The 15,962-nt window shown below is 66.3% G+C and carries 14 protein-coding genes; 5 read left to right on the forward strand and 9 right to left on the reverse strand.

Features of this window, described 5'->3' with window-relative positions; genetic code table 11:
* Nucleotides 1-70: 70 nt before the first annotated feature.
* From nhaA to OSB52_RS21755, 5 genes are all read right to left on the reverse strand, one after another.
* Nucleotides 71-1,363, reverse strand: coding sequence for a Na+/H+ antiporter NhaA (gene nhaA, locus OSB52_RS21735; RefSeq protein WP_266063480.1), 1,293 nt, complete (start codon nucleotides 1,361-1,363; stop codon nucleotides 71-73).
* Between the two features lie 291 nt (nucleotides 1,364-1,654).
* Nucleotides 1,655-2,047: a PPOX class F420-dependent oxidoreductase gene (locus OSB52_RS21740; protein ID WP_266063481.1), complete on the reverse strand. Its 393-nt coding sequence runs from the start codon at nucleotides 2,045-2,047 to the stop codon at nucleotides 1,655-1,657.
* Between the two features lie 5 nt (nucleotides 2,048-2,052).
* The gene (locus tag OSB52_RS21745; protein WP_235724416.1) at nucleotides 2,053-2,805 is read right to left on the reverse strand and encodes a maleate cis-trans isomerase family protein; all 753 of its coding nucleotides are present in this window, start codon (nucleotides 2,803-2,805) and stop codon (nucleotides 2,053-2,055) included.
* A 199-nt stretch (nucleotides 2,806-3,004) separates the two neighbouring features.
* Nucleotides 3,005-3,613, reverse strand: coding sequence for a DNA-3-methyladenine glycosylase I (locus OSB52_RS21750; RefSeq protein ID WP_266063482.1), 609 nt, complete (start codon nucleotides 3,611-3,613; stop codon nucleotides 3,005-3,007).
* A 61-nt stretch (nucleotides 3,614-3,674) separates the two neighbouring features.
* The gene (locus OSB52_RS21755) at nucleotides 3,675-4,676 is read right to left on the reverse strand and encodes a zinc-binding alcohol dehydrogenase family protein (RefSeq protein WP_266063483.1); all 1,002 of its coding nucleotides are present in this window, start codon (nucleotides 4,674-4,676) and stop codon (nucleotides 3,675-3,677) included.
* An 83-nt stretch (nucleotides 4,677-4,759) separates the two neighbouring features.
* Here OSB52_RS21755 and OSB52_RS21760 point away from each other — a divergent pair, with 83 nt between their 5' ends.
* Nucleotides 4,760-5,104, forward strand: coding sequence for a winged helix-turn-helix transcriptional regulator (locus OSB52_RS21760; protein WP_266063484.1), 345 nt, complete (start codon nucleotides 4,760-4,762; stop codon nucleotides 5,102-5,104).
* A gap of 39 nt (nucleotides 5,105-5,143) precedes the next feature.
* On the opposite strand, the gene OSB52_RS21765 is transcribed toward OSB52_RS21760, so the two are convergent.
* Nucleotides 5,144-5,965, reverse strand: coding sequence for a MerR family transcriptional regulator (locus OSB52_RS21765; protein WP_266063485.1), 822 nt, complete (start codon nucleotides 5,963-5,965; stop codon nucleotides 5,144-5,146).
* Nucleotides 5,966-6,118: 153 nt separating this feature from the next.
* Here OSB52_RS21765 and OSB52_RS21770 point away from each other — a divergent pair, with 153 nt between their 5' ends.
* The 3 genes from OSB52_RS21770 (at nucleotide 6,119) to OSB52_RS21780 (ending at nucleotide 10,345) form a co-directional block, all read left to right on the forward strand.
* A complete protein-coding gene (locus OSB52_RS21770; protein ID WP_266063486.1) occupies nucleotides 6,119-7,963 on the forward strand; it encodes a glycoside hydrolase family 15 protein in 1,845 nt (614 codons plus the stop codon).
* A 132-nt stretch (nucleotides 7,964-8,095) separates the two neighbouring features.
* On the forward strand, nucleotides 8,096-8,701 hold the full coding sequence (sigK, locus tag OSB52_RS21775) for an ECF RNA polymerase sigma factor SigK (protein WP_266063487.1): 606 nt from the start codon (nucleotides 8,096-8,098) through the stop codon (nucleotides 8,699-8,701).
* Nucleotides 8,702-8,710: 9 nt separating this feature from the next.
* The gene (locus OSB52_RS21780; RefSeq protein ID WP_266063488.1) at nucleotides 8,711-10,345 is read left to right on the forward strand and encodes a dihydroxyacetone kinase family protein; all 1,635 of its coding nucleotides are present in this window, start codon (nucleotides 8,711-8,713) and stop codon (nucleotides 10,343-10,345) included.
* 276 nt (nucleotides 10,346-10,621) lie between these two features.
* On the opposite strand, the gene clpB is transcribed toward OSB52_RS21780, so the two are convergent.
* The 3 genes from clpB to OSB52_RS21795 all read right to left on the reverse strand — a co-directional run bounded on the left by clpB (nucleotide 10,622) and on the right by OSB52_RS21795 (nucleotide 15,188).
* Nucleotides 10,622-13,174 carry an ATP-dependent chaperone ClpB gene (clpB, locus tag OSB52_RS21785; protein ID WP_266063489.1) on the reverse strand — a complete coding sequence of 851 codons (2,553 nt, stop codon included), beginning with the start codon at nucleotides 13,172-13,174 and terminating at the stop codon, nucleotides 10,622-10,624.
* A gap of 177 nt (nucleotides 13,175-13,351) precedes the next feature.
* A complete protein-coding gene (locus tag OSB52_RS21790; RefSeq protein WP_266063490.1) occupies nucleotides 13,352-14,116 on the reverse strand; it encodes an enoyl-CoA hydratase in 765 nt (254 codons plus the stop codon).
* 10 nt (nucleotides 14,117-14,126) lie between these two features.
* On the reverse strand, nucleotides 14,127-15,188 hold the full coding sequence (locus OSB52_RS21795) for a Glu/Leu/Phe/Val family dehydrogenase (RefSeq protein ID WP_266063491.1): 1,062 nt from the start codon (nucleotides 15,186-15,188) through the stop codon (nucleotides 14,127-14,129).
* 111 nt (nucleotides 15,189-15,299) lie between these two features.
* Between OSB52_RS21795 and OSB52_RS21800 the strand changes: the two genes are divergently transcribed.
* A complete protein-coding gene (locus OSB52_RS21800) occupies nucleotides 15,300-15,734 on the forward strand; it encodes an Lrp/AsnC family transcriptional regulator (RefSeq protein WP_266063492.1) in 435 nt (144 codons plus the stop codon).
* Nucleotides 15,735-15,962 lie beyond the last annotated feature (228 nt).

Genomic DNA, 15,962 nt, shown 5'->3' on the forward strand with positions numbered 1-15,962 from the left:
AGCGAGCCCGCGAGCCCGCCGCGTACCGAAACCTCTACAACCGAACTCGACAACGACCCCACGCTGCCCGCTACTCGACAGGCAGTACGGACCGATCACGCACCTCGTGTTCGTACTGTCGGCGATAGTGTCGGTTCCGAGACCGTAGGAGCACTGTTGCCAGCGTCGCCGACACCACCGAACCGAACAGCACGCCCACTTTGACGTACTCCTGCCGGTCGGGATCGCCGGCGAAGGCGAGTTCACCGATCAACAACGACACGGTGAATCCGATGCCGGCCAGCATGGCCGCCCCGATCACATCGACCCACTTGAGACTGGAATCCAGCGATGCCGGGGTCACCGACGCCACCAGCCAGGTGGTCCCGAAGATCCCCACCACCTTGCCGATCACCAGTCCTGCGACGATCCCCATCGCCACCGGCTCTTGCAGTGCCGAGACGAGACCGCCGACCCCGCCAAAGGCCACCCCCGCAGCGAAGAACGCGAACACCGGAACGGCCACGCCCGAGGAGAGCGGTCGGATCGTGTGCTCGAAACGTTCGGCCAGCCCCGGGCCGTCGTCGCGATCACCGGTTGTGCCGGCACGCAACACCGGCACGGTGAACCCGAGAAGCACCCCGGCAACCGTCGCGTGCACTCCCGACTCGTGCACGAAGGTCCAGGTGAGCCCGGCCAGCGGCACCAGGAGCCACCAGGATGTGATGCGCCGCTGCACGAGAATCGCGAACAGCACCAACGGAATCACTGCCAGACCCAGGAAGGTCAGGTCGATGCTGTCGCTGTAGAACACCGCGATGATGGTGATGGCAAGCAGGTCATCGACGACGGCGAGCGTGAGTAGAAACGTCCGCAGCGCGACCGGCAGATGTGTTGCGACCACTGCGAGAATCGCGATGGCGAAGGCGATGTCGGTGGCCGCCGGTATCGCCCAGCCCTGCATCGCGTCGGCACCCTGACGGTAGGTCACGGCGATGAACAGTGCTGCGGGGACCATCATGCCGCCCACTGCCGCGGCGACGGGCAGGGCTGCGCGCCGCGGGTCACGGAGATCGCCGGCCACGAATTCCCGCTTGAGTTCGAGCCCGACGACGAAGAAGAAGATCGCGAGCAAGCCGTCGGCAGCCCACGCACTGAGGCTCAGGTCGAGATGCAGACCGAAGACGTCGGCACCGACCTGGGTGTCTCCGAGGATCTCGTACCCGTCGCTCCAGGGCGAATTCGCCCATACGAGCGCCAGGAGCGCCGCACCCAGAAGCAGGAATCCGCCGACGGTGTCGCGCCGCAGCACCTCGGCGAGGCGTCCCATCGGAGTCTGATGATGCTGCGCATCAACGGTTTCCGCCGATTCCCGCCCCGTCATGGCGACACATCGTTCGCCACACGATCATGATCCCGTGCGCTCACCAAGCAATGATGTACCCACATGTGGTGCGTCCTTCGCCTTTCGTCGTCGACAGTTTGCACGTGGGCGTCGCGACGGCGACATCACCTCGTGGCCGACCAGGCTTCCCGGCACACCGCAGCCCAGTGTAGCCGAACGAATCCTGATGGCGCACATCGATTACCGACGGGGATACCTCAATAGGGCCGAAATACGTTGCCCGCCAACACACCAAAAGATACGGAAGTCACTCGATCATTGCTCCCGACGTCAGGTCACCGAAGGCGTGATCGCGATGCCCACGGTGCCCGCCTTGCCGCGTCGCCACGTCGACGCCGTAACCAACACCTTGCCCAGTAGGCCGTACTTACGCCTGATGAGGTCGCGGACGTGTTCGGTGGCTGCCGGGTCGAGGATCTCGGCTGTGCCGTTGATCGCGACACCGTGGGTCGTCTTGCCGCGGGCATCACAGGCCTGCACCACGACCCGGCCGTCCCGACGGATGCGCTTGACCTTCCACGACTCGGCCTCCGTCCACATCACCATGCGATCGCCATCCATCGCCGCCCAGATGGGCGTGGGTTTCGGCGTGCCGTCCTTGCGGAACGTGGTCAGCAGGACGTACTTGGCGTCGGCGGCCTCGCCGAACGGTGCATCGGACATGGATGTCAGGCTACGCGCGCGAACAACGACTGCCCATCGTCGGCGGACAACGACTCGGCCACCAAGCCCGCTTCGGACAGGGTGGCCCACGCGGTGACCTGATTGGCCGACAGCACCGGCTTGCCGAGTTCGGCCTCCATCAGGCCGAGGATCTCGTAGGTCCAGAGATTGGTGCAGGACACGAAGATGGCATCGGCGTCGGGATGGTCGGCCTGCCGGATCAGGTCGCAGGTCACCGCATACGGAATCGTCCAGATCTCATGGTCACGGCCCAATCCTGCCTGTGACACCACCGTTCGGCCGGCCTCGCCGATGAAGTCACACAGCAGGCCGGTCAGCGCTGATGTGTACGGGGTTGCCACTGCGATGCGACCGAGGTCCATGGCGTCAAGCGCCCGCACCAGCGCCTCCGAGGTGGTCACCGCGGCCTTCGCTCCGGCGGCCACCATGCAGTGCGACAGCTCCTTGGCCCCGGTCATTCCGTAGACGAAACTTCCTGATGCACAGGCGTATCCGACCACGCGCGGGCCGACCGCAGTGATGCTGCGGACAGCGGTGGTGATGTCTGCGTGGTTGTTGAGGTCGCGGCACAGGTCGACATCCACCGGGGCGTCGATGAAGCCCGTGCGCGTGAAGTAGATCGACGCCGAGTCAGGCATCCACCGCCACAGCTCCCGGTCGAGCGCCATATCGAACGGGCACACCATCCCAATGCCCACCTGATGCTGGGGGACACCCGTTACCTCTACCGGTTTCATGCTGGAATGATGACACGTTGTCGGATTGTCAACAATCTGTGCGAGATGACATTTGTGTTACGCGATCGACGCTGGTCAGTCGCCCATTTCGATGGCGATGACGCGGGTTCTCTCGGTCCACGCGGGACGACACCGTTCCCGCAGGTCGATTCCGTTCCCGCAGGTCGTCGACGGCCCGCGCGACCCCAGACGACCCGCGTCAGCCGATTGGACCCGCGGGACGTGCCGCTGCCCGCGCGGCCGCGACCCGCTCGCGCGTCACACACTGCACCGCGTGGTCGTTGACGATCCCGCTGGCCTGCAACAACGCGAACATCGTGGTGGGCCCGACGAACTTCCAGCCGCGCTTCTTGAGGTCCTTGGACAGCGCCACCGACTCCACCGACGTGGTCTGCGACTGTGGCTCCGCCGCCGCCTCCGCCTCAAAGCGCCAGAAAAAACCCGGTAGTGAGCCCTCGTTCTCGATGAGCTCCTCCGCGCGGCGAGCGTTGTTGATGGTGGCCTCGATCTTGCCGCGGTGGCGAATGATGCCTGCATCGCCGAGGAGCCGGTCTACATCAGACTCGGTGAATCGAGCGACCTTCTCGATGGAGAATTCGGCGAACGCGGCCCGGAAGTTCTCCCGCTTGGTGAGGATGGTGCGCCAACTCAAGCCGGACTGGAACCCCTCGAGGGCGACCCGCTCAAAAAACGCATCGTCACCCTCGAGCGGGAATCCCCATTCCTCGTCGTGATACGTCGTCTCCGGCTCGACAGCGGCCCAGCCGCAGCGTGTCACGCCATCGGCTCCGGTGGTCACGAACGACATGGCACTCCTCGGGTTCGGCGATCAACCGCACCCTACCGCCGTCCTCCGACACGTCCGATGGTCAACGGACGACAACGGTTTTCCCGATGGCTCCGCCACTCTCGGAGATGCGGTGCGCCTCGCGGAGATTCTCGACGGTGAACCCCTCGAAGACCTGATTCGCCGTGCTGCGGATCGTGCCGTCGTCGACAAGCCGCGCCACCTCATCGAGTATTCGATGCTGACTGTCGTCGGACGGAAGATAAAGCGGTTTGCTGAACATGAGCTCCCAGTGCCAGCTCTGGCTCTTGCTCTTCAGCGGCAACGTGTCGAGTCCCTCCGGTTCGTCGATGGCCACCACCTGACCGTGCACGCCCATGATCTCGGCGTAGGTCTCCACGTTGCCGCGGGAGTGCGGCGAGAACACGTAGTCGACCCCCTCCGGCGCCAAGGCGCCAACCTGATCGCGCATCTCTCGCGGAGCCACCACGTGGTGTGCCCCCAGATCCCGTACCCAGTCGGCCGAGCCGGGCCGCGACGCGGTTGCGATCGCGGTCACTCCCGTCAGCTTCCGCGCCAACTGCGTGACCATCGAACCCACGCCACCTGCCCCGGCGACCACCAGAAGTGCTCCAGCGGAGGACTCCTCGAGCCGCAACTTGTCGAACAGCACCTCCCACGCGGTCAGCGACGTGAGCGGCAAGGCCGCCGCATCACCGAAGTTCAGTGATGCCGGCTTGTGCCCCACGATGCGCTCGTCAACCAGCTGGACAGCGGCGTTGCTACCCGGACGGTTGATGACACCCGCGTAGTAGACCTCGTCACCCACAGCGAAGCGGGTGACTGCCGATCCGACCCCGATCACGACACCGGCCGCGTCGAAGCCGAGAACCTTCGGTCCGTCGGCGGGATCGAACGAGGCGCGGACCTTGACGTCGACCGGGTTGACCGAGACGGCCCGAACCTCCACGAGCAGATCATGTGGGCCGGGGTCGTCCACGACGACGTCGAGCGTGACGAACGACGTGTCGGCGTCGATCGCACCGGGTGCGGTGGCGGCGATGGCAGATGTGGTTGTCGGCATGGCGCTGACGGTATCCAGAGGACCCTGGTTACCCGCAAGGGATATTGGTATCCTTCGGGAACCTATGCACGTCAGGAGGATAAATGAGCACAGCCCATCACCGCGGTGACGCCTACTCGGCCACATGCCCCTGCCGAGGGATGCTCGACCTCCTCGCCGACAAATGGAGCGCCCTCATCATCGGTGCCCTGCGGTCGGGCCCGATGCGTTTCGGTGAGCTCCGCACGCGACTCGACGGCATCAGCCCGAAGGTGCTCACCGCCACGCTGCGCCGACTCGAAGAGCACGGCATCCTGACGCGCACCGTGTATCCGGCGGTGCCGCTACACGTGGAGTACGCACTGACCGACCTGGGCGCCGACGCCTCGGTGCCGCTTGACGCACTTCGCGACTGGGTGGAGGACAACTTGCCGCGCTTTCCGCACTAGTGTCCGGCGCGGGATACCAGCGGGCCCGGCCCCGACGCCTCAGGCCGACGCGGTGATCGGCATCTGCAGTTCGGTCTGCCACTTCTCCTCGGGCTCGGGATGACTGAGCAGGTACACCTCACGTGCGGTGCCGTCGGTGATGTAGCCGTTGTCGTCGATCCAGGTGGCCAGGATCTGATATCCCTCACCGATGTTGGCCATCTCGCCGTGGTGCACATACGAAGCAACCTGCTCCTGCGCCGGCAGGGTGGAGATCACGAGACCGTCGACGGTCACCCCGTCGGCGACGGTGCATGCCGCGCTGACGGACAACTTGCCGTCTGCCGTGGGTGCATAGGTCGCGACGATCGGACCCGCGGGTTCCACACCGGCCGGCCCGAGTGCGGCGAACAATTGACCGAACAGAGGTTGGATGACGGGCGCGACATCGGCGGAGTCGGTGCTCTCGGCGACTCCGCTGACCGACGCGATCCGGAGTGCCTCGACGGATTTCACAGTGACAGAGGTGGTGCTCATGGTGCCTTCCCTTTCGATCATCCGAAGTCTCGCCTCGATGCGCCGGAGCCGGTCGGTGTCGGCCTCGATTTGGGCGGCCACCTGCGATTGCCGCAGAGTCAGCATGCCGCGCAGCTCGGCGGTGTCGACGTCGGCGTCGATGATCCGGGTCACCTCGGACAAGGTGAACCCGAGATCCTTCAGCGCGACGAGCCGGTTGAGTCGACGCAGCTGATCGGCCTCGTAGTACCGGTAGCCCGTGTACTCGTCGACGCGTGCCGGTTGCAGGAGCCCGATCGAGTCGTAGTGCCGCAGCATCCGCACCGACACCCGACCCATGGTGGCGAAATCTCCGATGGTGAACATGACACGATCACACTCCTGCCTCACACGGTGTCAGGGTCAAGCGCCCGCGGCCCGACGACCCATCGATATCGAATCGTGGCATCGGATCACGACTCTGTGACCGTATGCGGTCGACGGCGGCCGCGGGCGCGCGAGCCTGCCTACGGTGCGGATATGTCCACCCGCTGCGACGGCGCCACCACCACGTCCTCCCCCACGCCCGCGTATCTCCCGATCGCCGACCATGGCGTCATCGGCGATCTACGCACCGCCGCGGTGATCGGGGTCGACGGACGCATCGACTGGTTCTGTTGCCCGCGTTTCGACTCCCCGAGCGTGTTCGGTTCGCTGCTCGACGCCGAGCATGGCGGCGCGTGGACGATAGAGCAGATCGATGGGGATGTGACGACCCGGCAGTTCTATCTGCCTGACTCCAACGTCCTGGTGACCCGCTTCATGAGCGACGACGGTGTGGCCGAGGTCCAGGACCTCATGCCGATCGCGCGACCACACGATCCCGAGCACCGCACCCGCATCGTGCGGCGAGTGGTGTGTGTCCGCGGCAAGGTGAGATTCCGAATGCGCATCGCGCCGCGATTCGACTACGGGCGCGCCCCGCACACCGTCGAGGTCGGCGGTAACGGCCGCGCGACGTTCGAGACCGCCGAAACACGCCTGCACATCGCCTCCGACGCCGAGTGGCACGCCATCGACGACCGCGACCTCGAAGGCGTGTTCAGTCTCCGCACCGGCGAATCGATGACCACCGTCGCGGCCCCGGAATCCATCGCCGATGACTGCTTCACGCATGACCGTCGCCCCGAGGTCGTTGCCGAGACGGTTACCTTCTGGCAAAACTGGATCTCGCAGTCGACCTACACCGGGCGGTGGCGCGAGATGGTGCATCGCTCGGCCCTGACCTTGAAGTTGCTCACCCACGAACCGAGCGGCGCGGTGGTGTCCGCGGTCACCGCGGGATTGCCCGAGAGCATCGGTGGGGAACGCAACTGGGACTACCGCTATGTCTGGATCCGCGACACCGCGTTCACCCTGTACGCCTTGCTGCGACTCGGGTTCACCGACGAGGCCGCCGCGTTCATGCAGTGGCTGACGTGCCGCTTCGCCGACGGCGAGGACGACCTGACGGGTCCGCTACGCCTGATGTACACCCTCGACGGCGATCCCCCGCCGGAGGAGACACGGTTGGACTGGGAGGGCTATCGCGGGTCGTCGCCGGTGGTGATCGGCAACGCCGCCGCCCAGCAACGCCAACTCGACATCTATGGCGAGCTCATCGACTCGGTGTATCTGTTCAACAAGTACGGACCGGGCATCTCGTATCAGTCGTGGACTCAGCTCTGCGACGTAGCGGCCTGGCTGGTCGACAACTGGGACGCACCGGATCAGAGCATCTGGGAGGTCCGCACCGAACCGCGCCATCATGTGTACTCGCGGCTGATGTGCTGGGTAGGGCTGGAGCGGATGATCCGGATGAGTCGCCAGCGCGGCCTGCCCGGCGACATCGCCGGCTGGATGACGGCCCGCGACGAGATCTTCACCCAGATCATGGAACGCGGCTGGAACGAGAAGCTGGGCGCCTTCGTGCAGACCCTCGACGCCGACCGCCTGGACGCCTCGCTGCTCCTGATTCCGGCCGTGAAACTGTTGGCGCCCACCGACGACCGTTTCCAGAGCACGCTTCGGGCCATCGAAGACGAACTCGTCAGCGACTCGCTGGTGTTCCGCTACGACACCACCGACGGCCACGACGGCCTCGACGGCGGCGAGGGCACTTTCTCGCTGTGCTCGTTTTGGTACGTCGAGGCGTTGACACGCTCGGGCCGTCTCGCCGACGCCCGGCTGGCGATGGAGAAGATGTTCACCCACGCCAATCATCTGGGCCTCTACGCCGAGCAGGTCGGGTTGACCGGCGAACAGCTGGGCAACCTCCCGCAGGCGTTCACTCACCTGTCGCTGATCAGTGCGGCCATCAACCTCGATCGACGGCTGGCCAACTGATGAACGCCGTTACCTTTCCGTTATCCGAGTTGCGAATGGATCGCAGATGGTCTGCCGAGCGCGAGTGCGCACCCGGGTCGCCGATAGCGTTTTCGTATCGACTGCAGCACTCATGACGCGACAGGTTCATCCATGACGGTTCTCGACATTTCGCCCGCCACCGCGACGCGCACCGTGACCGATTCGGATATCGACCTCGCCGACCTACTCCGACGTGTCGGTGGCGGCGACCATGCCGCGTTCGCCTCCCTCTACGACAGCACGTGCGAGCGGGTCTTCGGAATGGTCCAGCGTGTGCTGCGCGACCCCGGATACAGCGAGGAGACCACTCAGGAGGTCTATCTGGAGGTGTGGCGGTCGGCATCGGCGTTCGATCCCGCCGCGGGGTCGGCGTTGTCGTGGCTGATCACCATGGCGCATCGCCGCGCGGTGGACCGCGTGCGGTCGGAGACGGCATCGCATCGGCGCACCACCGAATACGGGCTGGCCTCGCTACGCCCCGAGGTCGACGAGGTATCCGATGCCGTGGAGATCCGCGCCCGACGCCGGGAAGTCCGAGACGGCATGGACTCGCTGACCAACCTGCAGCGAGAATCTGTGGAGCTGGCCTACTTTCAGGGTCTGACCTATCGCGAGGTCGCCGACCGGCTGGGCATCGGGTTGCCGGCCGTCAAATCCCGCATCCGCGACGGCATGCGCAGACTTCGCACCCACTTGGAGCCGGGTCACGCTGCCTAGGGTGGAGTCGTGACCGCACACCAGTACGTCCTCAACTCCCCCGACACCTTCATCACCGACGCACTGCGCGGCTTTCTCGCCGCCAACCCGCGCATCGCCTGGCGGCCCGACCCCGGTTTCCTGCACCGTCGCGAGGCTCCGGGCTCCGGTGTCGCGGTGATCTCCGGCGGCGGGTCGGGCCACGAACCGATGCACGCCGGGCTGATCGGCGCGGGCCTGCTCGACGCCGCCTGCCCAGGCCTGGTGTTCACATCACCGAACGCACTGCAGATCGTCGGCGCCACCCGATGGGCCGACCGCGGGCAGGGCGTGTTGCACGTGGTGAAGAACTACACCGGCGACGTGATGAACTTCCGGATCGCCCGTCACCTGCTCCGCGAGGAAGTCGCCACCGATCACGTCCTCGTCGACGACGACGCCGCGACCGAGTCCGAGTCCGGTCCCGGTCGCCGCGGGACCGGGGCGACCATCGTCGTCGAAAAGATCTGTGGCGCAGCGGCCGCCCGCGGGGACGATCTCGCAACAGTCGCCGAACTCGGTCGCCGGACCGCCGACAACGCCCGCAGCTTCGCGGTTGCCTACCGCGCGTGCACCATCCCCGGAGCGCAGTCGGCGACCTTCGACCTCGAACCGGGCCAGATGGAGTTCGGTGTCGGCATCCACGGTGAGGCCGGCGAGGCGCGGACCCAGCAGGTCGGGGCACGGGAGTTGGTTCACCGCATGCTCGATCGCATCGTGGAATCACTGGGGCTCTATAACGGCGAGCGGGTGATCTGCCTGGTGAACGGCCTGGGCTCAGCTCATCCGCTCGAGCTGTCGCTGGTGTTCGGGGAGGTGGTCGCCGATCTGTCGCAGCGCGGCGTCACGGTCTATCGCTCGATGGTCGGCACCTATGTCACCGCACTGGACATGACCGGCTTCTCGATCACCCTCGTCCGTCACGACGACGAGATCCTGGACCTGTTCGACGCCGACACCGAGGCGCCGGCGTGGCCCGCCCGGACCGGCCGCGGTCCGGCGGAGGTGAGCGTCGTCGAGTTCGCCGAACCCGACGACGCCGCATCCGACGGCGACGAGTCGGTGTGGTTGACACGCTTCGTTTCTCGGGTGCTCGATTCGATCGACGACCTGACCGCGCTGGACCAGCAGGCCGGCGACGGTGACTTCGGCACCAACATGCAGGCGGCCCTCGGCCATTTCGAGGCGCCGCTTCGCGGGACGGATGCCGAGGTGTTGACGGCGATCAGCACCTCGTTCCTGGTGCGCGCCGGTGGTACCTCGGGTGCGGTGTTCGGGGTGCTGTTCCGTCAGCTCGCAGGCGCGTTCGCGGAATCCGATGACTTCGCGGTGGCCCTGCGCGACGGCACGGGCGCAGCGCTCGCCGAGATCAAGGACCTCGGTGGCGCGGAGGTCGGCGACAACACCATGGTCGACGCGTTGGCCCCGGCAGCCGACGCGTTGGCCGGGGGCGCGGCGCTCGATGAGGTCGCGCAGGCAGCCGAGGACGGTGCCGAATCCACCCGCGACACCACCGCCGCCAAGGGACGGGCCAGCTATGTGGGCGAGAATGCCCGCGGCGTGGTCGATCCGGGCGCGCTGGTCGTCTCGTGGTTGTATCGGGCCGCGGCCGAGATCGGTAGCTGAGGCCGGTCTCGATACGTCACTCGCGGGCGCTCGCGGCTACTCGACCACCGACTGGGGGCGGCTCCCCCGAGTTTCGCAGCGGCCCGACCCCACCCCGCGAGATTCGCAGCGGCTCGACCCTGCCCCGCGGATTGAGTAGCGCCGAGCGAGCTTGCGAGCCCGGCGCGTATCGAAACCCGTAACGCACGAATTCGCCCATGACTGAAATCGGCCCCCTCGATCGGCTCCGAGGGGATATCCCCTCGGACCGACCGCAGAGAGCCGATTTCAGTCAGTTCAGCCGAGCACCAACGACTCGCCGTCGGCACCCACATTCACCGGCACCACGTCGCCGTCGTGAATGTCACCGGCCAGCAACGCCTTTGCCAGCTGATCGCCGATCGCCTGCTGCACCAGCCGCCGTAGCGGACGGGCACCGTAGAGCGGATCGAAGCCACGCTCGGCCAGCCACTCCTTGGCCTTCGGGGTGACCGACAGCTCCAGGCGACGCTGCGCCAGGCGCTTACCCAGCTGGGCGAGCTGGATGTCGACGATGGACACCAGCTCCTCCGGGCTCAGCGCGTCGAAGACGATCACATCGTCGAGACGGTTGATGAACTCCGGCTTGAACCGACTGCGCACGGCCATCATCACCTGGTCCTTGTCGCCACCCGCGCCCAGGTTGGACGTGAGGATGAGGATGGTGTTGCGGAAGTCCACCGTGCGACCCTGACCGTCGGTGAGGCGACCCTCGTCGAGCACCTGCAGCAGCACATCGAACACGTCCGGGTGGGCCTTCTCGATCTCGTCGAACAGCACCACCGTGTACGGCCGACGCCGCACCGCCTCGGTCAGCTGACCGCCGGCCTCATACCCGACGTAGCCGGGAGGGGCACCGACGAGCCTTGCGACGCTGTGCTTTTCTCCGTACTCGCTCATGTCGATGCGGACCATGGCGCGTTCGTCGTCGAACAGGAACTCGGCCAGGGCCTTCGCCAGCTCGGTCTTACCGACACCGGTGGGACCGAGGAACATGAACGAGCCCAGCGGACGGTTCGGATCGGCCACCCCGGCACGGGCGCGCCGCACCGCGTCGGAGACCGCCTGCACGGCATCCTTCTGGCCGATGACCCGTTGTCCGAGTTCATCTTCCATGCGCAGCAGTTTGGCGGTCTCACCTTCCAGCATGCGGCCGGCGGGGATTCCGGTCCACGACGACACGACCTGCGCCACATCGTCGGGTCCGACCTCCTCCTGCAGCATCACGTCCTGGCCGGGGTCGGTGCCGGTCTTCTCCAGCGCCGCCGCCAGTTCCTTCTCGAGGCCCGGGATCCGGCCGTAGCGCAGTTCGGCGGCACGGCCGAGATCGCTTTCGCGTTCGGCGCGATCTGCTTCTCCGCGAAGCCGTTCCAGCTCCTCCTTGACGTCGCGCACAGCATCGATGGCGGTCTTCTCCGACTGCCAGCGAGCCGAGAGTTCGTTGAGCTTCTCCTTCTGGTCGGCGAGTTCGCCGCGCAGCTTCTCCAGGCGCTCCTTCGAGGCCTCGTCGGTCTCCTTCTGCAGGGCGACCTCCTCGACCTCGAGCCGGCGCACGATGCGCTCGACCTCGTCGATCTCGACCGGACGCGAATCGATCTCCATCCGCAGGCGCGACGCGGCCTCGTCGACCAGGTCGATGGCCTTGTCCGGCAGGAAGCGCGAGGTGATGTAGCGATCGGACAGCGTCGCCGCCGACACCAGCGCGGAGTCGGTGATGCGCACACCGTGGTGCACCTCGTAACGATCCTTGAGTCCGCGCAGGATGCCGATGGTGTCCTCCACCGACGGCTCGCCGACGTAGACCTGCTGGAAGCGGCGTTCGAGCGCGGCGTCCTTCTCGATGTGCTGGCGATACTCTTCCAACGTCGTCGCGCCGACCAACCGCAGCTCGCCGCGGGCGAGCATCGGCTTGATCATGTTTCCGGCGTCCATCGCGGAGTCGCCGGTCGCACCGGCGCCGACGATGGTGTGCAGCTCGTCGATGAAGGTGATGACCTGACCGGCCGATCCCTTGATCTCGTCGAGCACCGCCTTGAGGCGTTCCTCGAACTCACCGCGGTACTTGGCACCGGCCACCATCGAACCCATGTCCAGGGAAATGACCGTCTTGTTGCGGAGCGATTCAGGGACGTCGCCGGCGATGATGCGCTGCGCCAGCCCCTCGACGATGGCCGTCTTGCCGACGCCGGGTTCACCGATGAGCACCGGATTGTTCTTGGTGCGGCGGCTCAGTACCTGCACCACGCGGCGGATCTCGGTGTCACGTCCGATGACCGGGTCGAGTTTGCCCTCACGGGCGGCCGCGGTCAGGTCGGTGGAGTACTTCTCCAACGCCTGATATGTCGACTCCGGGTCCTCGCTGGTCACGCGGGCACTACCGCGCACCGAGACGAACGCATCCCGCAGGGTCTGCGGGGTCGCGCCGGCGTTGGCCAGCAGCTTGGCGACCTCCGAGTCTCCGGTGGCCAGCCCGACCAGGATGTGCTCGGTCGACACGTACTCGTCGTCGAGCTCACCGGCGAGCTGCTGAGCTGCACTGATTGCCGCGATCGACTCGCGGGAGAGCTGCGGCTGCGCGCTCGCGCTGGACACCGTCGGCGCTCGGTTCACCAGTGCCTGAGCCTGCGAACGAACCGTCGACGGGTCCACCCCGACCGCCTTGAGCAGCGGCGCGGCGATGCCGTCGGACTGATCGAGCAGGGCCACCAGGATGTGGGCCGGGCGCACGTCGGAATTACCAGCAGAGGCCGCCGCCTGCACAGCAGCGCTCAGGGCCTGCTGCGTCTTGGTGGTCGGGTTGAAGCTGTCCACGGGCGTGTACCTTTCTCTCTTTAGTCCAACAGGCTCAAGTATGAGCCATACGAGAGGTGTAACGCCAACAAACTTGAGTCTATTTCACTCAACTTGAGCTTCATCGGTGACGCAGGACACGTCCACGGGCGCGAGGAGTAGGCGCTTGCGGAGAGCGATAGGCGGCCGCCCCAACACTCACAACTGCGCCCGGTTGCGTGCCATGACCTGTTGTCGATTCGCTTCCAGCGCCGACCACTCCGGCGCCGCCGCCGCTGCCAACTCCCCTTCCACATCGAGGGCCGCCCCGGTTGTCGCATCCCAGCCCGCGTCGTAGATCCGCTTGACCGACCGCATCATCTCACCGTCGGCATCAGCGATCCGCCGTGCGAGGTCCCATGCGCGACCCAGCAGATCCTCGTGTGCGACGACCTCGGTCACCAGGCCGATGCGCAATGCCAGGGCCGCATCCACCACTTCCCCGGTGAACGACATCCGCCGCGCCCAGCCTGGCCCGACACGGTCCGGCAGCCGAACGGTCATCCCGCCACCGGGCAGCACCCCGACGCGGGCATGGGTGTCGGCGAAGATCGCTCGATCACTGGCGACCAGGAAGTCGCAGCCGAGCGCGAGCTCGAAACCCCCGGTGAATGCCGCACCATTTACCGCACCCACCACGGGTGTGGCGAGCTCACCAACCAGCCGGATGCAGTTCGACTCGCGGATGGCCTCGAGGTAGGCGGGTCCGTCGGCGGCCAGGCTCTTGAGGTCGAGTCCCGCGCAGAATGCCGGGTCGGCACCGGTGAGCACGATCGCCCGAACGGCGTCGTCCGCGTCGAGTCGGCGCAGTGCCGCGCTCAGGCCATCGGCCAGATCCGGGCTGAGCGCGTTGCGCGCCTGCGGCCGATCGAGAGTCACCAGTGCGGCACCGTCACGCACATCCACCAGCAGCGGTTCGGTCACCGCTGTGACACTACGCGCGGAACCACGGCCGATACTTGCGATTGCCCTCGATGATCTCGGTGGCCATCGACAGCGCAGCGCTCACCACGTCGACACCGTTTCGCTCCGAACGGTTCACCATGTCGCGGGCCGTGTCCGCGATGGCATCGACGCGGTCGGCGAGGCCGCTCTCGTCGTCGCGGAGTTCGGCTTCTACCGCGATGAGCCCACCGGCGTTGGCGACGAAGTCGGGGACGTGCACGATGCCACGCTCGCGCAGATCGCGGGCGAGCGCCGGGGTCGTGAGCATGTTGTTGGCGGCACCGACGAGTGCCGAAGCCCGCAACCGGGGGACCGCATGCTCGTCGATGACCCCGCCGGCGGCGCATGGTGCCAGCACATCGGCGTCGGCAAACAGAATGTCGGCCAAATCCGTGGCGGTGACCCCGAGTTCGTCGACCGCGTCGTGCACCCGTACCGGATCGATGTCGGCGGCGAGCACCTCCACTTCGGCAGCACACAGCATCCGGGCGACGTGCAGACCGACATTCCCCAGCCCCTGGATCGCCACGCGACTGCCCGCGACGGATCGACCACAGGCCTCCAGCGCGACCTCGATGCTGCGCACCACGCCACGCGCGGTGAAGTAGGACGGGTCGCCGCGCTGCGCGCACACCACCGGGACGTGACGTCCGATCAGCTCCAGATCGCGCACCGACGTGCCCATGTCGAGTGCCGGGATATAGCGACCATTCAATGCCGCAACATATTTGGCGTGAGCGATCAAGACCTCGTCACGGTTGGCCACGCGCGAATCGGCGTTGATCACACTCTTGCCGCCGCCGAGCGGCACTCCGGCGAGCGCGGCCTTGTAGGTCATCGCCTGGGCGAGATCCATCGCATCCGCCACCGCGGCCGCCCGAGACGGATAGCGACGCATCCGCACACCGCCCAGCGATGGCCCAAGCGTCGTATCATGTACGGCGATAACCGATTCCAGTCCCACCTCGGGATCTCGGCAGATGACGAGCTGTTCGAAATCGCGTTGGTGGAGTTCGGCGGTCAAGTCGGATGCTGCGAAGGTTGTGGTCATGGCGCCCGACGCTATGACCGACCGAAATGCGGCCGCAAGGACTTGGCGCGAACTGACCCGCGTGACGCAAACCTTTATCACCGGGAGAGCGCTTTCGATAAATTGTTGCGCATGGTCGATCTCGATGATGTTGATCTGGCCCTGCTGGCCTTGCTGTCCGAGGACGGCCGCGCCACCTTCTCGGAGCTGGCCGGCCGGGTCAATCTGTCCGTCGCAGCGACCAAGCGCCGAGTCGATCGGTTACGTGCCCAGCAGGTGATCACCGGATTCACCGCCACGATCGACCAGACGACACTCGGCTGGCCGGTGCACGCCTTCACCGAGGTGCGCTACGTGGGCACGTCGCAACCCGAGGAGATGATGCAGGCGATGACGGAGATACCCGAGGTGGAGGCCGTCTACACGATCGCCGGCGACCCCGACATGCTGGTGAAGGTGCGCGCCCGCGACCACAGCCACCTGCAGCAGGTCATCAACCATCTACGTCGGGGCGGCAAGGCGACCGGGACGAAGACGATGATCGTGCTCGGCTCGTGGCATCGGTGACGACGCACCAACGGCACCCGGCGAGCGTCGTCACGACTCTGCGCGCAAGAAATTTCCACACGAAGCCGGTCAATACGACGATCTTTGCGTCCTGACCCGGATTTCGCGTCTTCATCTGGCGTGTGCCACATCACACTGCTTGCATGGCGGGCACTGCCGGCACTCACCTGACAGGCCTGGGCGCAGCCCGCGGACACCGATCCCGCGCACCCCGGCCGACCGCCACAA

It is taken from the genome of Gordonia aquimaris (assembly GCF_026262595.1).
Classification (GTDB): Bacteria; Actinomycetota; Actinomycetes; order Mycobacteriales; family Mycobacteriaceae; genus Gordonia; species Gordonia tangerina.

Bases quoted from the DNA above. Each gene is read 5' to 3' on its own strand.
- OSB52_RS21755 (WP_266063483.1), bottom strand. From the start codon at position 4,676: ATGCCGACAACCACATCTGCCATCGCCGCCACCGCACCCGGTGCGATC.
- OSB52_RS21800 (WP_266063492.1), top strand. From the start codon at position 15,300: ATGGTCGATCTCGATGATGTTGATCTGGCCCTGCTGGCCTTGCTGTCC.
- OSB52_RS21750 (WP_266063482.1), bottom strand. From the start codon at position 3,613: ATGTCGTTCGTGACCACCGGAGCCGATGGCGTGACACGCTGCGGCTGG.
- OSB52_RS21795 (WP_266063491.1), bottom strand. From the start codon at position 15,188: ATGACCACAACCTTCGCAGCATCCGACTTGACCGCCGAACTCCACCAA.
- OSB52_RS21770 (WP_266063486.1), top strand. From the start codon at position 6,119: ATGTCCACCCGCTGCGACGGCGCCACCACCACGTCCTCCCCCACGCCC.
- OSB52_RS21740 (WP_266063481.1), bottom strand. From the start codon at position 2,047: ATGTCCGATGCACCGTTCGGCGAGGCCGCCGACGCCAAGTACGTCCTG.
- OSB52_RS21760 (WP_266063484.1), top strand. From the start codon at position 4,760: ATGAGCACAGCCCATCACCGCGGTGACGCCTACTCGGCCACATGCCCC.
- nhaA (WP_266063480.1), bottom strand. From the start codon at position 1,363: ATGACGGGGCGGGAATCGGCGGAAACCGTTGATGCGCAGCATCATCAG.
- sigK (WP_266063487.1), top strand. From the start codon at position 8,096: ATGACGGTTCTCGACATTTCGCCCGCCACCGCGACGCGCACCGTGACC.
- OSB52_RS21765 (WP_266063485.1), bottom strand. From the start codon at position 5,965: ATGTTCACCATCGGAGATTTCGCCACCATGGGTCGGGTGTCGGTGCGG.
- OSB52_RS21745 (WP_235724416.1), bottom strand. From the start codon at position 2,805: ATGAAACCGGTAGAGGTAACGGGTGTCCCCCAGCATCAGGTGGGCATT.